The organism is Rhodococcus sp. Leaf233, assembly GCF_001426165.1.
In the GTDB taxonomy this organism is placed as follows: domain Bacteria; phylum Actinomycetota; class Actinomycetes; order Mycobacteriales; family Mycobacteriaceae; genus Rhodococcoides; species Rhodococcoides fascians.
This window is the reverse complement of record NZ_LMRO01000010.1, coordinates 152104-169331: the sequence shown is the minus strand read 5'-3', so window position 1 is coordinate 169331 and position 17228 is coordinate 152104. Positions and strand designations below refer to the sequence as shown.

Below are 17228 nucleotides of genomic sequence, written 5' to 3'. Positions count from 1 at the left end.
GGCCCATGTGAGTGGAACTTCGTAGTGGGCTACGAAGTGTTTTCGGGTCGTTCCGCGGGCTCCACTCCAAATCCACGCACATGCGGCGCAGCCGCATAGTCTGGCGGGATGAAGATTCGCGGCGCAGTACTCGAAGAAATCGGCCGATCTCGTCCCTTCGCGGACTCGCAACCCATCACCGTCTCCGATCTCGAACTGGGCTCACCGGGTGACGGGGAACTGCTCGTCCGGATCGAAGCCGCCGGACTGTGCCACTCGGATCTGTCGGTGGTCGACGGTAATCGCGTTCGTCCGGTACCGATGCTGCTCGGCCACGAGGCCGCGGGCCGCGTCGAGGAAGTCGGCGCGGGCGTCGACGACATAGCAGTCGGAACCCGTGTGGTCATGACGTTCCTGCCGCGCTGCGGTGACTGCGCGGGGTGCGCCACCGACGGCCAGATGCCCTGCGTCGTGGGAAGCGCGTCGAACAATGCGGGCACGTTGCTCGGCGGAGACATCAAATTGCACCGCGACGGTGCCGAGATCAAGCATCACCTCGGAGTCTCCGGCTTCGCCACACACGCAGTGGTCAGTAGAAAGTCGGTGGTACCGGTCGACGACGACATCCCAGCCGACATCGCAGCGGTCCTCGGTTGTGCAGTGCTCACCGGCGGCGGCGCTGTCCTCAACGCCGGAACTCCGAAGCCGGGGCAGTCGGTGATGGTGGTCGGCCTCGGCGGAGTGGGCATGGCGGCCGTACTGACCGCGGTATCGATCGGTGCGGGTGAGGTCATCGGTGTCGACGGCGTCCCCGACAAGCTCGTCGCCGCAACCGATCTGGGTGCAACACAGGTCTATTCACCTGCAGATCTCGCTGAGAAGGGGATCAAGGCGGACATCGTCATCGAGGCAGCGGGCAACGCCCGTGCATTCGAAACTGCAGTCGCGGCAACGGCTCCCGGTGGAAAGACGATCACCGTGGGCCTGCCTGCTCCCGACGCCCGTTCGTCGATCTCACCTCTCGGTCTGGTAGCCGAGGCGCGCACGATCATCGGCAGTTACCTCGGCTCGGCCGTCCCGGCGCGCGACATTCCGACCTACGCCCAGATGTGGCGCGAGGGTCGACTGCCCGTCGAGAAGCTGATCTCCTCGCGCATCACGTTGGACGAGATCAACCGCGGCATGGACGAATTGGCCGACGGCAACGCCATCCGTCAGGTCATCGTTTTCGACTGACCGTCAGCGGTGGGCCGCGGTGGCCACCCACCGCCCGCGACGGTGAGAGATGTCGATCGGATGGTCGAAGCACGTGCTGATGTTGTCCGTGGTCAGCACCGTGTCGACAGGCCCCTGAGCGTGCACGCGACCGTCACGGATCAGCAACGCGTGGGTGGTCGAGGTCGGGATTTCCTCGAGATGGTGGGTGACCAGGATGCTGGCGAGCCCGGGATGTTCGGCACGCAGCGAGTCCAGCGCCGTCAGGAGTTGTTCGCGGGCAGCGAGATCGAGACCGGTGGCGGGTTCGTCGAGTAGCAGCAGCGCCGGATCGGGCAGCAGTGCGCGAGCGATCAGTGCCCGGCCCCGCTCGCCCTGGGAGAGGGTGTGCCACGACGCGTCCACGCGGTGGGCAACTCCCAGCGACTCGACGAGCCGGTGGGCGCGAGCGACCTGGTCCTCGGTGGCCGACCATCTCGGGATCAGATCGGGCGTGTTGGTCAGTCCTGTCAGGACGACCTGGAGCAGAGTGAGCGGGGCCTCGATCTTCAGACGAGGATCGACGTGTCCGATGTGCGTGCGTAATTCGCGCATGTCCACTCGGCCCAGGCGGTGGCCCAGTACGTGCACCGCGCCCCGCGTGGGATGGACGACGGCTCCCAGCAAGCTGAGCAGGGTGCTCTTGCCGGCACCGTTGGCACCGAGCAACACCCAGTGCTCGCCCTCGTCGACCCGCACGGTCGCATCGCTGAGGAGATATCGGCCGCCACGGACGAGATCGACGCGGTCGGCGAACAGAACGCTGGACTTCACCGACCGACCGTAGCTGCCGGTGTCGGGGGCCTGGAAGTAGGCTCGGTCTTCGGTAGGACGACAAGACGACGACGAAACGAGTGTGGGAACGACGTGAGTGCAACGGCACCTGTTCGAGTAGGGGTACTGGGGTCACGCGGCAAGGTCGGTCAGGCGATCTGCGCCGCAGTCGACGCAGCCGGCGATCTGGAGCTCGTGGCAACTGTCGACCAGGGCGATCCGCTGGCGAACTTCGTCGACAGCGGTGCGCAGGTGGTCGTGGATTTCACCCATCCCGATGTGGTCATGGACAACCTGCAGTTCTTGGTCGAGCACGGCATCCATGCTGTCGTCGGCACGACGGGTTTCGACGAGCAGCGGCTCGAGCAGGTTCGTGAGTGGTTGGCCGGATCCCCACAGACGGGTGTGTTGATTGCACCGAACTTCGCCATCGGAGCGGTGCTGTCGATGCGCTTCGCTCAGCAGGCAGCCCGATTCTTCGATTCCGTCGAGGTGATCGAGCTGCATCACCCGAATAAGGCCGATGCACCCTCGGGGACCGCGTACCGTACCGCCGCGCTGATCGCCGAAGCGCGGGCGGCAGCGGGCACCCCGAAGAGTCCCGATGCGACGACGACGGAGCTCGACGGTGCTCGCGGAGCCGACGTGGACGGAGTGCGCGTGCACTCCATCAGACTGGCGGGCCTCGTTGCGCACCAAGAGGTTCTGCTGGGGACACAGGGCGAGACGCTGAGCATCCGACACGACTCGCTGGACCGGACGTCCTTTGCGCCCGGTGTACTGCTCGGAGTCCGAGAGATCGCTGCCCGGCCGGGGCTGACCGTCGGCCTCGATCCGCTTCTGGATCTGTGAGCTGATCGACAGTGAACAAAGCGACCAAAGTCGTCGCCATCATTGCAGTGATGGTGTTGATCCTCGGCTTCTACTTCTTCCTGCTCGGACAGCGCGGAGTGACGTTGATCCAGAACGGCGGGGTGGCCAGTACTGCCCTGGGGATCGGGGTCATCCTGCTGCCGATCGTCGGGTTGTGGATCGTGTGGGCGACGCTCAAAGCAGGATTCGACCATCAGCGGCTGGCGTCGCGCATCCGAGAGGAAGGCCTCGAACTCGACGTCGACGATCTGCCGAGGAGGCCGTCGGGGCGCATCGAACGAGACGCAGCCGACGAACTCTTCCAGCAGGTCAAGGCCGAATGGGAAAAAGATCCCGACAACTGGCGAAATTCGTATCGGCTGGCGCGGGCCTACGATTACGCGGGTGATCGCGGGCGAGCTCGCGAGACCATGAAACGTGCTGTGGCACTGGAACGTGCCGAGAGCTGACGGACATGGCGCGCACTCTGCTGATCGTTCACCACACACCGAGCCCGCCGATGCGGGAACTGCTCGAATCGGTCCTCGCCGGAGCCCGTGACCCGGAGATCAGCGGTGTGGACGTGCGCAGTGTGCCTGCGCTCGGCGCGACAGTCCCGGATGTGCTTGCCGCCGATGGCTTTCTCTTCGGTACCCCGGCGAACTTCGGTTACATGAGCGGTGCCCTGAAACACTTCTTCGACACCGTCTACTACCCGAGTCTCGATGCGGTATCCGGAAAGCCCTACGGTGCGTGGGTGTACGGAAACAGTGACACCGCTGGTGCCGGGCGGGCAATCGAAAGTATTGCAGCGGGTTGGGGATTGGACAAGGTTGCCGAGACCGCTCACCTGGTGGACAGCGGCAAGGAGTCGCGGGAGCGCTGCTACGAACTCGGCGGGACGATCGCGGCCGGTCTGTCCGACTGACTGCGGCCCGAGTCGGCGTGTACGTCTCGGCACGCTGCGGCCGCGCGAGTACCGACTCAGTCCGACTCGACAGGGGAGTGGGATCGCAGCACGTCGTCGGCTGGGATCGACAACGGAATTTCCAGAAGTCGTTCCGGCCAACTCGGGTACGCGGGTCTGATCCAGACACGGTTGTCGTCGAGCTGAGTCATCAACACCCGGCGCCACTGCCAATCGTCCTGCGGTGTCAGCAGATCGGTCTCGGGCTGCAACGGCAGTGGGGCTTTCGTCCAGTGCGGCAACGACAGGGAAGCCAGTCCGCGTTCCTCCAGGGCGGCAATCGCGTCCTCCAGCGACACACCCAGCGCAACAGTGATACCCACCGGATTGACGGCATCGACCAGGTATCCCTCGTCGTGTTCGTCGTACGGGGCCGATTCACCCGCGCTGTGTGCGACGGTCCATCCGATCACCTCGCCGTCCGAGGCTCGTTTCACCGGCAATCTGCTACGCCACCGCTCGACATCCACTCACGCGAGGATACGCGGCTCGATGTAGTGAGTTCGGTGAAGAAACTATGTCCGATTGTGAGCAGGCAGGGTCGTGCTCGTGTTTGACTGCAGGGGACAGTCGGCATTTGTACCGCTCTCCATATCAAGGGATTTCGATGACCCTCCCCATTCTCGACCGCTCCAGAATCGTTGCTACGCCCGAGTGGAGTCGCTGGCTGATACCCCCGGCAGCCCTCTCGATACACCTGGCGATCGGATCTGCGTACGCCTGGAGCGTCTTCAAGAACGCCATCTCACAGCCCGACGCCCTGGGGCTCAGCGGAACGGTCACCGCCATACCGTTTCAGCTCGCCATCGTCATGCTCGGCCTGTCGGCCGCGATCTTCGGCACCAGAGTGGAGAAGAACGGCCCGCGGTGGGCGATGGCCGTCTCACTTGTCTTCTTCGTATCGGGACTGCTCATTTCCGCACTCGGCATGGCACTCGGCCAGTTCTGGCTGGTGATCTTCGGATACGGCTTCATCGGCGGTATCGGCCTCGGAATCGGATATATCTCGCCCGTGTCGACGCTGATGAAGTGGTTCCCGGACCGGCCGGGAATGGCGACCGGTATCGCCATCATGGGCTTCGGCGGCGGCGCCCTGATCGCGTCACCTCTCACCAGCCAACTGATGGTGAACTTCGGCGGCTTCACCGATGGTTCGATCGCCAAGACGTTCCTCACCCTCGGCGTCGGGTACGCGGTGTTCATGGCGCTGGGAGTCGTGCTGATCAGAGTCCCGGCCGAGGGGTGGACACCGAAAGGCTGGACGCCTCCCGCGGCGTCGGCGATGATCTCGACCCACAACGTCTCCGCGGCCAACGCCGTCAAGACTCCGCAGTTCTGGCTCCTGTGGGTGGTGTTGTGCTTCAACGTCACTGCCGGCATCGGCATCCTCGAACGCGGCTCCGGGATCTACCAAGACTTCTTTCCGGACGCCACCTCCCCAGAATCGTTGGCCGCGGCGGCCGCTGGTTTCGTCGCGTTCCTGTCTCTGACCAACATGATCGGTCGCTTCGTCTGGTCCTCGGTCTCGGACGTGGTGGGTCGCAAGAACATCTATCGTCTGTACCTCGGTGTCGGCGCGCTCCTGTACCTGTACATCGCCCTGTTCACGAACACGAACAAGATCCTCTTCATGGTGTCGGCGCTGTTGATCCTGTCGTTCTACGGCGCGGGATTCGCAACCGTTCCGGCCTATCTCAAGGACCTCTTCGGTACGTACCAGGTGGGCGCAATCCACGGGCGACTGCTCACCGCATGGTCGGTGGCAGGTGTTCTGGGACCACTGATCGTCAACGCCATCGCCGACGCCGGCGAGGCGGGAACCACCGGCCGGTACCTCCCGGCCTTCTACGTGATGATCGGATTGTTGGTCGTCGGGTTCCTGGCCAACGAAGCCATCAAACCGGTGGCGTCGAAATTCCATGAATCCGATTCGGCCGACGCCGCCGATTCGACGACCTCGACAGGAGCCAAGGCATGACCACCGCGCGAATGCAGGGAACGATGGTGATCGCATGGCTCTGGGTGTCCGTGCCGTTCGCCTACGGACTGTACGAGCTGATCCTCAAGGCCAAGAATCTCTTCAGCACCTGAACCACCGTGTCGGTGGATCGTGACAGGGTGGCCCGATGCGAGACATGAGCGCTGCCATGGCGCGCCGCACCGCCTTGGCCGCCCAAGGACTGGCGTCGGCCCGATCGCGCACGCGGCCGGCGAGCAAGAGCGCGGTGCACGGAGCCATCGACACCACCGGGTTGTTGCAGATCGATTCGGTGTCGGTGGTGGTGCGCGCGCACTACGCGCCGGTGTTCAGTCGCGTCGGTGCCTACGACAGAAAAATCCTCGACGACGCCGCCTGGACCGACACCACCCGACGCCCGAGGCGGTTGGTCGAATACTGGGCGCACGAGGCAGCGTTGCTCCCGGTGGAGGACTGGCCGCTGATGCGGTGGCGCATGGAGTTGTACCGACACGGTCGATGGGGTGGAGCCGCCCGCATTCTCGATCGTGAACCCACACTGGTGGACGATGTTCTCGCCGTGATCGCAGAGCACGGCGCGGCCAGTGCGGGTGAGATCGAGAAGCATCTCGACGTCGAGAAGCCCGGGCGCAAGGGTCCCTGGTGGGATCGAAGCGACGTCAAGGTCGTGTGCGAGCAACTCTTCGCTGCCGGAGTGGTCAGCGTGCCGGCACGGTCCGGGTTCGTTCGGCAGTACGAGCTCAGCGAACGGGTGCTTCCCGACGCTGTTCTCCGCAGGCAGGTCGACGAAGCGGATGCGGTGCGGGCCCTGATCGAAAAGTCCTCTCGTGCACTGGGAATCGGCACCGAGCCGGATCTGCGGGACTACTATCGGCTCTCCCAGAAGCAGTCCAAGGCCGCAATCGCCGACCTCGTGGAAGACGGCGTCCTGGAGCAGGTATCCGTCCGAGGGTGGAACGCGCCGGCCTATGTGCACCGCGACGCCAGAACACCGAGGACTGCCACCGTCGCAACCCTGTTGTGCCCGTTCGATCCGATGATCTTCTATCGGCCGCGTGTGGAGAGAATCTTCGATTTCCACTATCGCATCGAGATATACACCCCGCAGCACAAGCGAATTCACGGGTACTACGTATTTCCCTTCCTGCTGGACGGCCATCTCGTGGCGCGCGTCGATCTCAAGGCCGTGCGGGCCAACTCGGAACTACACGTCATAGCGGCGTACGTCGAAGGCGACCGCGATCCACGCGACATCGCACCCCGGTTGCGCGACGTCCTGCACGAGATGGCGGAGTGGCTCGAACTCGAACGCGTGGTGGTGGGTACCCGAGGTGATCTCGTCGCTGCGCTGCGATGACATGATCCGGCGTGCGCTCGATCCGGATCGATGCCAGTATTTTCGAGCATGACCACTTTTCCGACAGGCATCGACACCGAACTTCCACCCCAGGTCGTCGTCCTGTTCGGGGCGACCGGAGATCTGGCCAAACGGAAATTGCTATCCGGGATGATGCATTTGGCGTTGTCCGAGCTGGCACCGAACATCCGCGTGGTGGGTACCTCGCTCGAAGAGATGTCCACCGACGCATTTCGAGCCCTCGCTCGCGAATCGATCAATGCGTACTCCAGCCGTAAAGTCGGCGACGAACAGTGGCGGCAGTTCGCGTCGCGGCTGACGTACGTCTCGCAGAAAGCCGGGCCGGCGGCGCTGGGTGCCGCGGTAGCCGAGGCCGAGATCGAACTCGGAGGCAACGCCAGGCGGTTGCACTACCTGTCGGTTCCGCCGAGAGCTGCACTGGCCGTAGTGGATACGCTCGCCTCCGCAGACCTGGTCAAGCGATCGCGCATCATCATGGAGAAGCCGTTCGGAACCGATCTGCAGAGCGCAATCGACCTGAACGCTCGCCTGCACGAGACCTTCGACGAAGAACAGATCTATCGAATCGATCACTTCCTCGGCAAGGAACCGGCGCAGAACATCCTGGCGTTCCGTTTCGCCAACGGGCTGTTCGAGCCGATCTGGAACCGCAACTTCATCGATCACGTTCAGATCGACATCCCGGAGGAGCTCGCCCTCGACGGTCGGGCCGGGTTCTACGAGTCCACCGGTGCGTACAAGGACATGGTCGTCACTCACCTGTTCCAGGTGCTCGCGTTCATGGCGATGGAACCGCCGACGGCACTCGAACCGCGTGCGATCGGTGAAGAGAAGAACAAGGTGTTTCGATCGATGGTCCCGCTGGACCCGAAAAATGTTGTGCGCGGACAATATACGGGCTACCGCTCGGAGGAAGGTGTCGCCCCCGATTCCGACACCGACACGTTCGTCGCACTGAAATGCGAAATAGACAACTGGCGTTGGGCCGGTGTGCCGTTCTACCTCCGTAGCGGGAAACGTCTCGCCGAAGGCCAACGCATCATTTCGATAGCGTTCCGAGAGCCACCGAAGAGCATGTTCCCTGCCGGTTCGGGCGTCGGAGCGCAAGGTCCCGACCACCTCACCTTCGACCTGGCGGACGCATCGAAGGTGTCGCTGTCGTTCTACGGCAAGCGGCCCGGGCCCGGGATGCGGCTGGACAAACTGAGCATGCAGTTCGCCACTCACGAAACCGAACGCGCCGGCGACGTGCTCGAGGCCTACGAGCGGTTGATTCTCGACGCCATGTACGGCGACCACACGCTGTTCACGACGGCGGAGGGTATCGAACGACTGTGGCAGGTATCGGAGCCGTTGCTGGCCGATCCACCGCCGGTGCGCCTGTACTCACCGGGGTCGTGGGGCCCCAACGCAATTCATCAACTCATCGCGCCGCATGCCTGGCGGCTGCCGTTCGAGCGACAGTGGAGAGAGAAGAAGTAGAGGCGCGAAAAGAAACAGGGGAGTGAGCCCTCAGTTGTTCCAGCCGCGGTCCTTGCGCATCTGATCTCGTAGCGCGCCCTGAACTGCTTGGGAGAGCCACGAGTTCAGGGACACCCCGCTGTTGTTCGCTGCGTCCTCGGCTCGTTCCTTGATTTGCTCGACGAGTCGGAGCGTGACGCGTCGTACCTCGCCCGAGACGTCGTCCATGGTCGGATACTCCTCGGCAACAGGCTCTTTGGGCTCGCCGTCGTGGTCCGATGTCGAATCGTTGCGTCGAACGTCTGCGTGTGCCTGCCCACCGTCCAGGCGGACGACCACGGTTCGATCTTCCAGTGCGTTCGACACCTCGGCCGCGAAGTCCGACAGGGCGGTCAGCAGCATCAACCGCGCCGACGCTTCCGCGGTCTTGCCGAGGGCCTCGGCTGTCTGCCGGGTGTGTTCATCGCCCAACGCCGCCGCGGCCATCAAATCGGTGCGCAGCGTGTCGGTGTACTGGCTCAGTTCCATGACGCCAGTGTGACGTCTTGGATGGCGTCAGTCAAGGCGTCGGGTGATGTCAGGTCGACGTCACGAAGGCACCAGCGGTGGCGTCGTGCGCGGCAGGGTGCGGTCGTCGCCGTTTAGGGTTGGGCGGTGTCGTCAGAAATCAGAGGTCGAGCTGCGCCTCGAACAGTCGCGCTGAACGTGCAGTTGGTGGCCCGAACCGAGTTCGTTCCACCCGCCGACATCCCGTGGGAGACCGACGCGGACGGTGGGCAGGCGTTGGTGGAATTTGCAGGCAGAGCGTGTTACCAGAGTTGGTCGAAACCGAACCCTCGCACTGCGACCAATGCGTCGTATCTGCGTCATCTGCTCGACGTCGGACACCTGTCGGTGCTCGAGCACGCGAGCGTGAGCTTCTACATCACCGGTATCTCCCGGTCGTGCACACACGAGTTGATTCGGCATCGACATTTCTCGTACTCGCAGTTGTCGCAGCGCTTCGTGCCCGAACACGATGCCAACGTGGTGCTTCCGCCGGCCGTGGAGGGCGATCCCGAGCTCGAGGCCCTGTTCGCATCGGCGACAGAGGCGAGTCGGGCCGCGTACAGCGAGTTGCTCGCTGCCCTCGACGGCAAACTGGAGTCGGTCACCAATGCTGCCTTGCGGGGCAAGCAGGCGCGGCAGGCCGCGAGATCGGTTCTGCCGAACGCGACCGAGACACGCGTGGTGGTGAGTGGTAACTATCGCGCCTGGCGGCATTTCGTGTCGATGCGGGCCTCGGAGCACGCGGACGTCGAAATCCGCCGCGTCGCCGTCGAATGTCTGCGTAAGCTCGTGGACGTGGCACCCGACGTGTTCGGCGACTTCGAGATCACGACCCAGCCGGACGGAACGGAAGTCGCACGCAGCCCCTTCGTCACCGAGGTCTAGGAATCGCGTTCGAGGCTCGAACGGACCGGCGCGGACCACCGGTGTCAGCGGGGAGTCCCGCTGCGTAGGAGTGGGTAAAGCACCGGGTAATCTGCTGCCATGACCTACGGTGACGCCGCTCCTTCCGTTGCGCCTGTGTTCGGTACGGTGCTCACCGCAATGGTGACCCCGTTCACGGCCGACGGGAAGTTGGATATCGACGCAGGCGTTCGGCTCGCGCATCATCTCGTCGAACAGGGAAACGACGGGCTGGTGCTGGCCGGGACGACGGGTGAGTCGCCCACCACCACCGAGAACGAGAAGCTCGAGCTGTTGCGCGCCGTGATCGCGGCCGTCGGACATCGGGCTCGAATCATCGCCGGGGCCGGAAGCAACGACACCGCACACAGCGTCGAACTGGCCCGTGATGCCGCTCGCGCCGGTGCGCACGGCCTGCTCGTGGTCACCCCGTACTACTCCAGGCCACCGCAGACGGGCCTCTACGCCCACTTCACTGCGGTCGCCAACGCCACCGATCTGCCAGTGATGCTCTACGACATTCCGCCTCGATCGGTCGTCCCCATCGAGACCGAAACGCTGCGTCGGCTCGCCGAGCACCCCCGCATTCTTGCCGTCAAGGATGCGAAGGGCGATCTCAACGCCGGTGCCGAGCTGATCGCGTCGACCGGTCTGCAGTTCTACTCGGGAGACGACCCGCTGAACCTGCCCTGGCTCTCCGTGGGTGCCACCGGGTTCGTCAGTGTCATCGGGCACCTCGTCCCGGCCCGTCTGCGCGAACTGCACACAGCATTCATGATGGGCGACATCGCCCGCGCCCAAGCGATCAACGTCAGCCTCATCCCGGTCATCCGTTCGGTGGCACGCCTCGGCGGCGTCAGCGCATCGAAGGCAGGCCTGCGCCTCATCGGACTCGATGTCGGCGAACCACGACTTCCCCAGGTGCCACCGAGCATCGATCACATCGAATTGCTCGCAGCCGAGCTGCGGGCGGCAGGAGTTCTTGTATGACACGACCTAACAGATCGCGCGGACGCGCAACCCGAAACGCCGGACCGCCGTCCGAGCGTCCCGCTCCCAAGCAGGGCCAACCTTCGGGTGCCCGCCAGGGCAAGCCGATGGTGCAGAATTCCGCTCGGACGCAGCGTCCCGACAAGCGTCGTGAGTTCGACCCGACCGAGCGTCTCGGCACACCGCCGAAGGCGCCGTTCAAGGGCCTACGAGTGGTCGCGCTCGGCGGAATCGGCGAAATCGGTCGCAACATGACCGTCTTCGAGCATCAGGGCAAGATGCTGATCATCGACTGTGGCGTCCTGTTCCCCGAGGATCAGCAGCCGGGCGTCGACCTGATCCTGCCCGACTTCCGGCACATCGAGAACCGCATGGCCGATGTCGAGGCGGTGGTGCTGACGCACGGTCACGAGGACCACATCGGCGCAGTCCCGTTCTTGCTTCGACTGCGTCCCGACCTGCCCGTCGTCGGATCGAAGTTCACCCTCGCGCTGGTCGCGGCCAAGTGCCGTGAGCACCGGCTTCGGCCGAATCTCGTCGAGGTGATCGAGGGTCAACACACACAGCACGGGCCGTTCGACTGCGAGTACTTCGCCGTCAACCACTCCATTCCCGACGCCCTCGCGATCGCCATCAGAACCGACGCGGGACTGGTGCTGCACACCGGAGACATCAAGCTCGATCAGCTGCCGCTCGACGGTCGTCTGACCGACCTGGCCGGTTTCTCACGGCTCGGTGACGAGGGCGTGGACCTCTTCCTGGTCGACTCCACCAATGCCGAAGTGCCCGGATTCGTCACGCCGGAACGGGAGATCGGCGGAGTGCTCGACACCGTCATCGGCAAGGCGAAGCAGCGGGTCATCGTCGCGTCGTTCGCCAGTCACGTGCACCGCATCCAGCAGGTCATCGACGTGGCCGAGCGGTACAACCGCCGAGTGGCATTCGTCGGTCGTTCCATGGTGCGCAACATGCAGATCGCCCAGGATCTCGGCTACCTGCGGGTGCCCGACGGCCTCGAGGTCAATGTCGATACCGCCGCAACGCTTCCCGACGACCGGTTGGTACTCATCTCCACCGGTTCGCAGGGCGAGCCGTTGTCGGCGCTGTCCAGGATGGCGCGCGGCGAGCACCGTCAGATCAACGTCAAAGCCAACGATCTCGTGGTGCTGGCGTCGTCGCTGATCCCGGGCAACGAGAACTCCGTGTTCGCAGTGGTCAACGGCCTCGCCAAGCGTGGCGCGACCGTCGTGACGCAGCAGAACGCGAAGGTGCACGTCTCGGGTCACGCATCGGCAGGCGAATTGCTGTACCTCTACAACGCAGTGCGGCCGACCAACGCCATGCCGGTACACGGCGAGTGGCGTCACCTGCGGGCCAATGCCGCTCTGGCAAAGGCGACCGGTGTATCCGAGGACCGGATTGTGCTTGCCGAGGACGGCGTCGTTGTCGACATGGTCGACGGGCTCGCCGAGATCGTCGGGCAGGTCCCGGTCGGTCACGTCTACGTCGACGGGTTGTCGGTCGGCGATGTCGGAGATTCGACGCTGTCGGATCGTCTGGTGCTCGGCGAGGGCGGCTTCATCGCGATCAGCGTTGCCGTCGATTCGGCCACCGGTCGTGCAGTGACCGCGCCCGAGGTGTCCGGTCGCGGCTTCTCCGACGACCCGGCGGCCCTGAAAGAGGCCGGCCAGCTCGTGGAGGCCGAGCTGCAGCGGCTGGCCTCGGACGGAGTGTCCGACACCCACCGGATCGCTCAGGCCGTCCGCCGCGTCGTGGGCCGGTGGGTAGCGGACAAGTACCGGCGTAAGCCGATGATCGTTCCGACGATCATCGCGGTCAAGCCGCAACCGCAGTCCTAGAGTTCAGACGAGCAGTCGCCACAGGCCGATGAGGCCGAGGACGACGATGGCACCGCGCAGGGCCGCCGGCGACAGCCGGCGGCCGTAGCGTGCTCCCACCGCTCCGCCGATGAGGGAGCCGACCGCGATCAGACCGGCGGCCTGCCAGCTGATGTCGTCGAATCGAAAAATCGTGAAAGCAACTGCTGCAACGACATTCACCACCAGCGAGAGCAAGTTCTTGGCAGCGTTCATGCGCTGCATGGATTCGGGGAGCAGTGCGCCCATCACTCCGATGAGCAGGATTCCTTGTGCTGCAGTGAAATAGCCGCCGTAGATTCCGACCAGCAGAGTGCCGACGGTGACCAGTGCCATGCGGCCGCGGCCGATGTGGCCGGCCGCCTTGCCGGCCGCCTCGGACCGACGTTTGGCCCAGGCCTGGATCTTCGGTTGTGCGACAACGAGAATCAACGCACCGATGAGCAACACCGGAACGACAGAGGCGAATACTTTTTCGGGCAGATGCAACAGCAGCCACGCGCCACCGAGTGCGCCGAAGAAAGAGGCGGGAAGCTGCCAACGCAGTCGGTGCCATTGTCCGCGAAGTTCCCGGCGATACCCCCAGGTACCCGAGACGCTTCCCGCCACCAGTCCGATGGCGTTGGACATCGTGGCGACCACCGGGGGATAGCCGAACGCAACCAGGGTGGGGAACGTGATCAACGTGCCCGAACCGACGACGGCGTTGATTGCACCGGCCCCGAGGCCGGCGAGCAGGATGACGAGAATTTCCGATACCGGCACTGTTGGGAGGTTACCCAGACGAAGGAGTAGGTCTCCCGGCAGGATGCCGCTCCTTCGGTGTAGCCGTAGCCTGGAGTACGTGAGCCTTGCCCAGGATGAACGTTCCCAGCTTGTTCGGACCCTTCTCGACGTCGGTCCCGATGCGCCGACACTGTGTGGTGAGTGGACTGCTGCCGATCTGGCCGCGCACCTCGTCGTTCGCGAACGGCGGCTCGATGCGTCGCCGGGTATCTTTCTCGGTCCGTTGTCCGGATACACGGAGCGGGTTCAGCGTTCCGTCGCGAATCGACCGTTCGCGTCGGTGGTCGAGGACGTTCGCACCGGGCCGCCGATGTGGTCGCCGTTCGCTCTGCTGGATCCACTGATCAACCTCGGTGAGATGTTCGTGCATCACGAGGATCTGCGCCGCGCGGTAGGGAACTGGACCCGACGGGTTCTGCCCAGCGCGGTCGAGTCCCGACTGTGGCCCCAGGTGCGGTTGATCGGACGAGCAGGGCACCGCTCGGCACCGGTCCCGGTGCATGTCCGCACCCCGGACGGCCGACAGGCCACCTTCAAGGGTGGCTCGGGCCCGGGTGTGACGGTGGTGGGGGAGCCCTCCGAACTCCTTCTCTATGCGTTCGGTCGGGACCAGGTAGAGGTCGTGTACGAAGGTTCTGCGAACGATGTCGCCGCCGTGAAGGCGCTCGACCTGAGTTTCTGAAACACATCCGTCGTTGTTACTGGTGTTGCGGATGGTTTCGACGGGGCTGTTGCGACTAGCCTGGGGGCATGGCAGGAAAGACCAGCACCTCCACCGCCAGGGCCGGATCCAGCGGATCCGGCTCCTCGCGCGCGTCCGGTACCTCTCGTAAGTCCGGTACCGGCCGCACGGCTCGAACCGTCACGACACCCAAGAAGCCCACCGCACCGCGCAACCCGGCCACCACGCGGGCAAGCGCATCGTCTCGCGGTAAGGCACCCGCGAGAGGTGCTGCGTCGCGGCGGCCCCCCACGAAGAAGAAGTCCCGCGGTGCGCTCGACGCGATCGGTCGCGGAATCGCGTCCACGTGGTCGATGGCGGCACGAGGTGTCGGTGCCACCACACGCACCGTCAGCAAGGCCGCGGACATCGAGCACGGTCACCGACGTGACGGAATCGCTCTCGGGCTCATCGCCGTCAGCGTCGTCGTCGCCGCAAGCGTGTGGTTCAGTGCCGGCGGCCCGGTCGGTGAGTGGATCGAGGTAGGGATCCGTGCCGTCATCGGCGACGCCGGCTACGTCGCACCCGTGCTGGGGGTCGCGATCGCCGTCGTACTGATGCGTTCGGAGCCTCGCCCCGAGGTCAGACCACGCCTGGTTCTGGGCTCGATACTGCTGGGCTTGCCCGTTGTCGGGCTGTGGCACATGGCGGCGGGGTCACCGACCGACGCCACCGGTCGGTCCGAAGGCGCGGGCTTCGTCGGCTACGTTGCGGGCGGACCCATCGCCGACGGCCTGACGGTGTGGCTCGCCGTACCGTTGCTGCTGCTCGCCGGCCTGTTCGGCGTGCTGCTGCTCACCGGCACCACGGTACGAGACGTACCGGACCGGATGCGGGCACTGTTCGGTACCGACAGTCGAGGCGACGAATACGACGAGTACGACCCGGCCGATTTCGGTTCGGAATTCGGCGACGAGGGCTACGGAGACTACGACTCGAACTTCGACGCCGACGGATACCCGGTGCACGGCACCACCGACCCGTACGACAACTACCCGACCGAGGAGTACATCCCGGTCGTCAAGCCATCACGCGCTCGCAAGACCCCTGCACCGGCACCGGAGGCCCCCACCGAGGTCATGACGCCTGCCGCGGCCGCGCCGGTCCCGGTGCCCGAGCCTGCCGCGCCCCCGCGGCCGAAGCCCAAGCCGATCGTCAAGGCCGCCGAACCCAAGCCGGCTGCCGACGACGACAAGATCGTCGTCGATCGCGTCGTCGACGGCGACTACACGCTGCCGTCGTTGTCGCTGCTCATCGACGGCGATCCGCCCAAGACGCGCAGCCAGGCGAACGACGCGATGATCGAGGCCATCTCCGAGGTCCTCGAGCAGTTCAAGATCGACGCTGCGGTCACCGGATTCACCCGCGGACCGACGGTCACCCGCTACGAGGTGGAGCTCGGACCGGGCGTCAAGGTCGAGAAGATCACAGCGCTGGCTCGCAACATCGCCTACGCGGTCGCGACCGACAACGTGCGATTGCTCGCCCCGATCCCCGGCAAGTCCGCCGTCGGTATCGAGGTGCCGAACTCGGATCGCGAGATGGTCCGCCTCGCCGATGTGCTGACCGCCCCGTCGACCCGCAAGGATCACCACCCCCTGGTGATCGGCCTCGGCAAGGACATCGAAGGCGATTTCGTCAGTGCCAACCTGGCGAAGATGCCGCACCTGCTGGTGGCGGGATCCACCGGTTCGGGTAAATCGAGCTTCGTGAACTCGATGCTCGTGTCGCTGCTGGCACGGGCGACACCCGACGAGGTCCGGATGATTCTGATCGACCCGAAGATGGTCGAGTTGACGCCGTACGAGGGCATCCCGCACCTCATCACGCCGATCATCACGCAGCCGAAGAAGGCTGCCGCGGCCCTGGCCTGGCTCGTCGAGGAGATGGAGCAGCGCTACCAGGACATGCAGATCAACAAGGTCCGGCACATCGACGACTTCAACAAGAAGGTGCGGTCCGGCGAGATCACCGCACCGTTGGGCAGCGAACGCGTCTACCGGCCGTACCCCTACATCCTGGCCATCGTCGACGAGCTCGCCGACCTGATGATGACCGCTCCTCGCGACGTCGAGGAAGCGATCGTCCGCATCACCCAGAAGGCGCGCGCCGCAGGTATCCACCTGGTGCTCGCCACGCAGCGTCCGTCCGTCGACGTCGTCACCGGTCTGATCAAGACGAACGTGCCCTCACGTCTGGCATTCGCCACGTCGTCGTTGACCGACTCGCGAGTCATCCTCGATCAGCCCGGAGCCGAAAAATTGATCGGCATGGGCGACGCGCTGTTCCTGCCGATGGGTGCGGGCAAGCCGACGCGTCTGCAGGGTGCGTTCATCACGGACGAGGAAATCTCGGCCGTCGTCGACTTCGCCAAGAATCAGGCCGAGCCCGAGTACAACGACACCGTCACCGCCGCGAAGGTCTCGGACAAGAAGGACGTCGACCCCGACATCGGTGACGACCTCGACGTGCTGCTGCAAGCCGTCGAACTCGTCGTCACCAGCCAGTTCGGTTCCACGTCGATGCTGCAGCGCAAGCTACGCGTCGGATTCGCCAAGGCAGGACGATTGATGGACCTCATGGAGAACCGCGGCGTCGTGGGTCCGAGCGAGGGCTCGAAAGCCCGTGAAGTTCTCGTCAAGCCCGACGAACTCGACGGACTGCTGTGGTCGATCAAGGGCGGGGACCCGGACGAGCAGCCGGCGTCCGAGGAGTTCTGACGGGCCCTACACCTGCGTGAATGGACCATTGCAGCCGTC

Annotated in this window: 17 protein-coding genes; 13 read left to right on the top strand and 4 right to left on the bottom strand. The window is 64.8% G+C overall.

Going from position 1 to position 17228, the window contains the following annotated elements; all coding sequences use genetic code 11:
- The first annotated feature begins 108 nt into the window (after positions 1-108).
- Entirely contained in the window at positions 109-1215 is a 1107-nt protein-coding gene (locus ASH04_RS16415; RefSeq protein ID WP_057474065.1) for an alcohol dehydrogenase catalytic domain-containing protein, read from the top strand.
- A 3-nt stretch (positions 1216-1218) separates the two neighbouring features.
- On the opposite strand, the gene ASH04_RS16410 is transcribed toward ASH04_RS16415, so the two are convergent.
- A complete protein-coding gene (locus ASH04_RS16410) occupies positions 1219-2007 on the bottom strand; it encodes an ABC transporter ATP-binding protein (RefSeq protein WP_057474064.1) in 789 nt (262 codons plus the stop codon).
- 93 nt (positions 2008-2100) lie between these two features.
- Between ASH04_RS16410 and dapB the strand changes: the two genes are divergently transcribed.
- The 3 genes from dapB to ASH04_RS16395 are packed head-to-tail and all read left to right on the top strand — an operon-like array spanning position 2101 to position 3787.
- Positions 2101-2859, top strand: a complete 759-nt coding sequence (gene dapB, locus ASH04_RS16405; RefSeq protein ID WP_027496797.1) for a 4-hydroxy-tetrahydrodipicolinate reductase — start codon at positions 2101-2103, stop codon at positions 2857-2859.
- A gap of 50 nt (positions 2860-2909) precedes the next feature.
- Complete coding sequence (locus tag ASH04_RS16400; RefSeq protein WP_052053358.1) at positions 2910-3329, top strand: hypothetical protein; 420 nt, start codon at positions 2910-2912, stop codon at positions 3327-3329.
- Between the two features lie 5 nt (positions 3330-3334).
- Positions 3335-3787 carry a flavodoxin family protein gene (locus ASH04_RS16395; protein WP_032366463.1) on the top strand — a complete coding sequence of 151 codons (453 nt, stop codon included), beginning with the start codon at positions 3335-3337 and terminating at the stop codon, positions 3785-3787.
- 56 nt (positions 3788-3843) lie between these two features.
- Here the strand turns inward: ASH04_RS16395 and ASH04_RS16390 are convergent, their stop codons facing one another.
- Positions 3844-4263, bottom strand: a complete 420-nt coding sequence (locus ASH04_RS16390; protein ID WP_176458535.1) for a hypothetical protein — start codon at positions 4261-4263, stop codon at positions 3844-3846.
- Between the two features lie 170 nt (positions 4264-4433).
- Between ASH04_RS16390 and ASH04_RS16385 the strand changes: the two genes are divergently transcribed.
- Genes ASH04_RS16385 through zwf form a run of 4 tightly spaced genes read left to right on the top strand, consistent with a single transcriptional unit; the run spans position 4434 to position 8664 of the window.
- Positions 4434-5804, top strand: coding sequence for an OFA family MFS transporter (locus tag ASH04_RS16385; protein ID WP_027496813.1), 1371 nt, complete (start codon positions 4434-4436; stop codon positions 5802-5804).
- Positions 5801-5917 (top strand): MFS transporter small subunit, encoded by a 117-nt coding sequence (locus ASH04_RS27570; RefSeq protein ID WP_420030340.1) that lies wholly within the window; start codon positions 5801-5803, stop codon positions 5915-5917. The genes ASH04_RS16385 and ASH04_RS27570 overlap by 4 nt, the downstream gene beginning before the upstream one ends.
- A 35-nt stretch (positions 5918-5952) precedes the next feature.
- Positions 5953-7161 (top strand): winged helix-turn-helix domain-containing protein, encoded by a 1209-nt coding sequence (locus ASH04_RS16380; RefSeq protein ID WP_032372575.1) that lies wholly within the window; start codon positions 5953-5955, stop codon positions 7159-7161.
- A 48-nt stretch (positions 7162-7209) separates the two neighbouring features.
- Complete coding sequence (gene zwf, locus ASH04_RS16375) at positions 7210-8664, top strand: glucose-6-phosphate dehydrogenase (protein WP_032372574.1); 1455 nt, start codon at positions 7210-7212, stop codon at positions 8662-8664.
- 30 nt (positions 8665-8694) lie between these two features.
- On the opposite strand, the gene ASH04_RS16370 is transcribed toward zwf, so the two are convergent.
- Positions 8695-9171 carry a hypothetical protein gene (locus tag ASH04_RS16370; RefSeq protein ID WP_057474062.1) on the bottom strand — a complete coding sequence of 159 codons (477 nt, stop codon included), beginning with the start codon at positions 9169-9171 and terminating at the stop codon, positions 8695-8697.
- A gap of 126 nt (positions 9172-9297) precedes the next feature.
- Between ASH04_RS16370 and thyX the strand changes: the two genes are divergently transcribed.
- The 3 genes from thyX (at position 9298) to ASH04_RS16355 (ending at position 12944) form a co-directional block, all read left to right on the top strand.
- Positions 9298-10077, top strand: a complete 780-nt coding sequence (gene thyX, locus ASH04_RS16365; RefSeq protein ID WP_228139203.1) for an FAD-dependent thymidylate synthase — start codon at positions 9298-9300, stop codon at positions 10075-10077.
- 99 nt (positions 10078-10176) lie between these two features.
- Complete coding sequence (gene dapA / locus ASH04_RS16360) at positions 10177-11085, top strand: 4-hydroxy-tetrahydrodipicolinate synthase (protein ID WP_057474061.1); 909 nt, start codon at positions 10177-10179, stop codon at positions 11083-11085.
- 107 nt (positions 11086-11192) lie between these two features.
- Positions 11193-12944 (top strand): ribonuclease J, encoded by a 1752-nt coding sequence (locus ASH04_RS16355; protein WP_032366466.1) that lies wholly within the window; start codon positions 11193-11195, stop codon positions 12942-12944.
- Positions 12945-12947: 3 nt separating this feature from the next.
- Here the strand turns inward: ASH04_RS16355 and ASH04_RS16350 are convergent, their stop codons facing one another.
- Positions 12948-13727: a sulfite exporter TauE/SafE family protein gene (locus ASH04_RS16350; RefSeq protein WP_032366467.1), complete on the bottom strand. Its 780-nt coding sequence runs from the start codon at positions 13725-13727 to the stop codon at positions 12948-12950.
- 79 nt (positions 13728-13806) lie between these two features.
- On the opposite strand from ASH04_RS16350, the gene ASH04_RS16345 reads away from it, so the two are divergent.
- Positions 13807-14430 carry a TIGR03085 family metal-binding protein gene (locus tag ASH04_RS16345; protein WP_156394582.1) on the top strand — a complete coding sequence of 208 codons (624 nt, stop codon included), beginning with the start codon at positions 13807-13809 and terminating at the stop codon, positions 14428-14430.
- 68 nt (positions 14431-14498) lie between these two features.
- Positions 14499-17189, top strand: a complete 2691-nt coding sequence (locus ASH04_RS16340) for a DNA translocase FtsK (protein ID WP_200937333.1) — start codon at positions 14499-14501, stop codon at positions 17187-17189.
- Positions 17190-17228 lie beyond the last annotated feature (39 nt).

Excerpts from the sequence above, each read along its gene's own strand:
- ASH04_RS16355 (WP_032366466.1), top strand. The coding sequence starts at position 11,193 with ATGGTGCAGAATTCCGCTCGGACGCAGCGTCCCGACAAGCGTCGTGAG.
- ASH04_RS16370 (WP_057474062.1), bottom strand. The coding sequence starts at position 9,171 with ATGGAACTGAGCCAGTACACCGACACGCTGCGCACCGATTTGATGGCC.
- ASH04_RS16385 (WP_027496813.1), top strand. The coding sequence starts at position 4,434 with ATGACCCTCCCCATTCTCGACCGCTCCAGAATCGTTGCTACGCCCGAG.
- ASH04_RS16340 (WP_200937333.1), top strand. The coding sequence starts at position 14,499 with ATGGCAGGAAAGACCAGCACCTCCACCGCCAGGGCCGGATCCAGCGGA.
- ASH04_RS16400 (WP_052053358.1), top strand. The coding sequence starts at position 2,910 with ATGGTGTTGATCCTCGGCTTCTACTTCTTCCTGCTCGGACAGCGCGGA.
- dapA (WP_057474061.1), top strand. The coding sequence starts at position 10,177 with ATGACCTACGGTGACGCCGCTCCTTCCGTTGCGCCTGTGTTCGGTACG.
- ASH04_RS27570 (WP_420030340.1), top strand. The coding sequence starts at position 5,801 with ATGACCACCGCGCGAATGCAGGGAACGATGGTGATCGCATGGCTCTGG.
- ASH04_RS16380 (WP_032372575.1), top strand. The coding sequence starts at position 5,953 with ATGCGAGACATGAGCGCTGCCATGGCGCGCCGCACCGCCTTGGCCGCC.
- ASH04_RS16415 (WP_057474065.1), top strand. The coding sequence starts at position 109 with ATGAAGATTCGCGGCGCAGTACTCGAAGAAATCGGCCGATCTCGTCCC.
- ASH04_RS16395 (WP_032366463.1), top strand. The coding sequence starts at position 3,335 with ATGGCGCGCACTCTGCTGATCGTTCACCACACACCGAGCCCGCCGATG.
- zwf (WP_032372574.1), top strand. The coding sequence starts at position 7,210 with ATGACCACTTTTCCGACAGGCATCGACACCGAACTTCCACCCCAGGTC.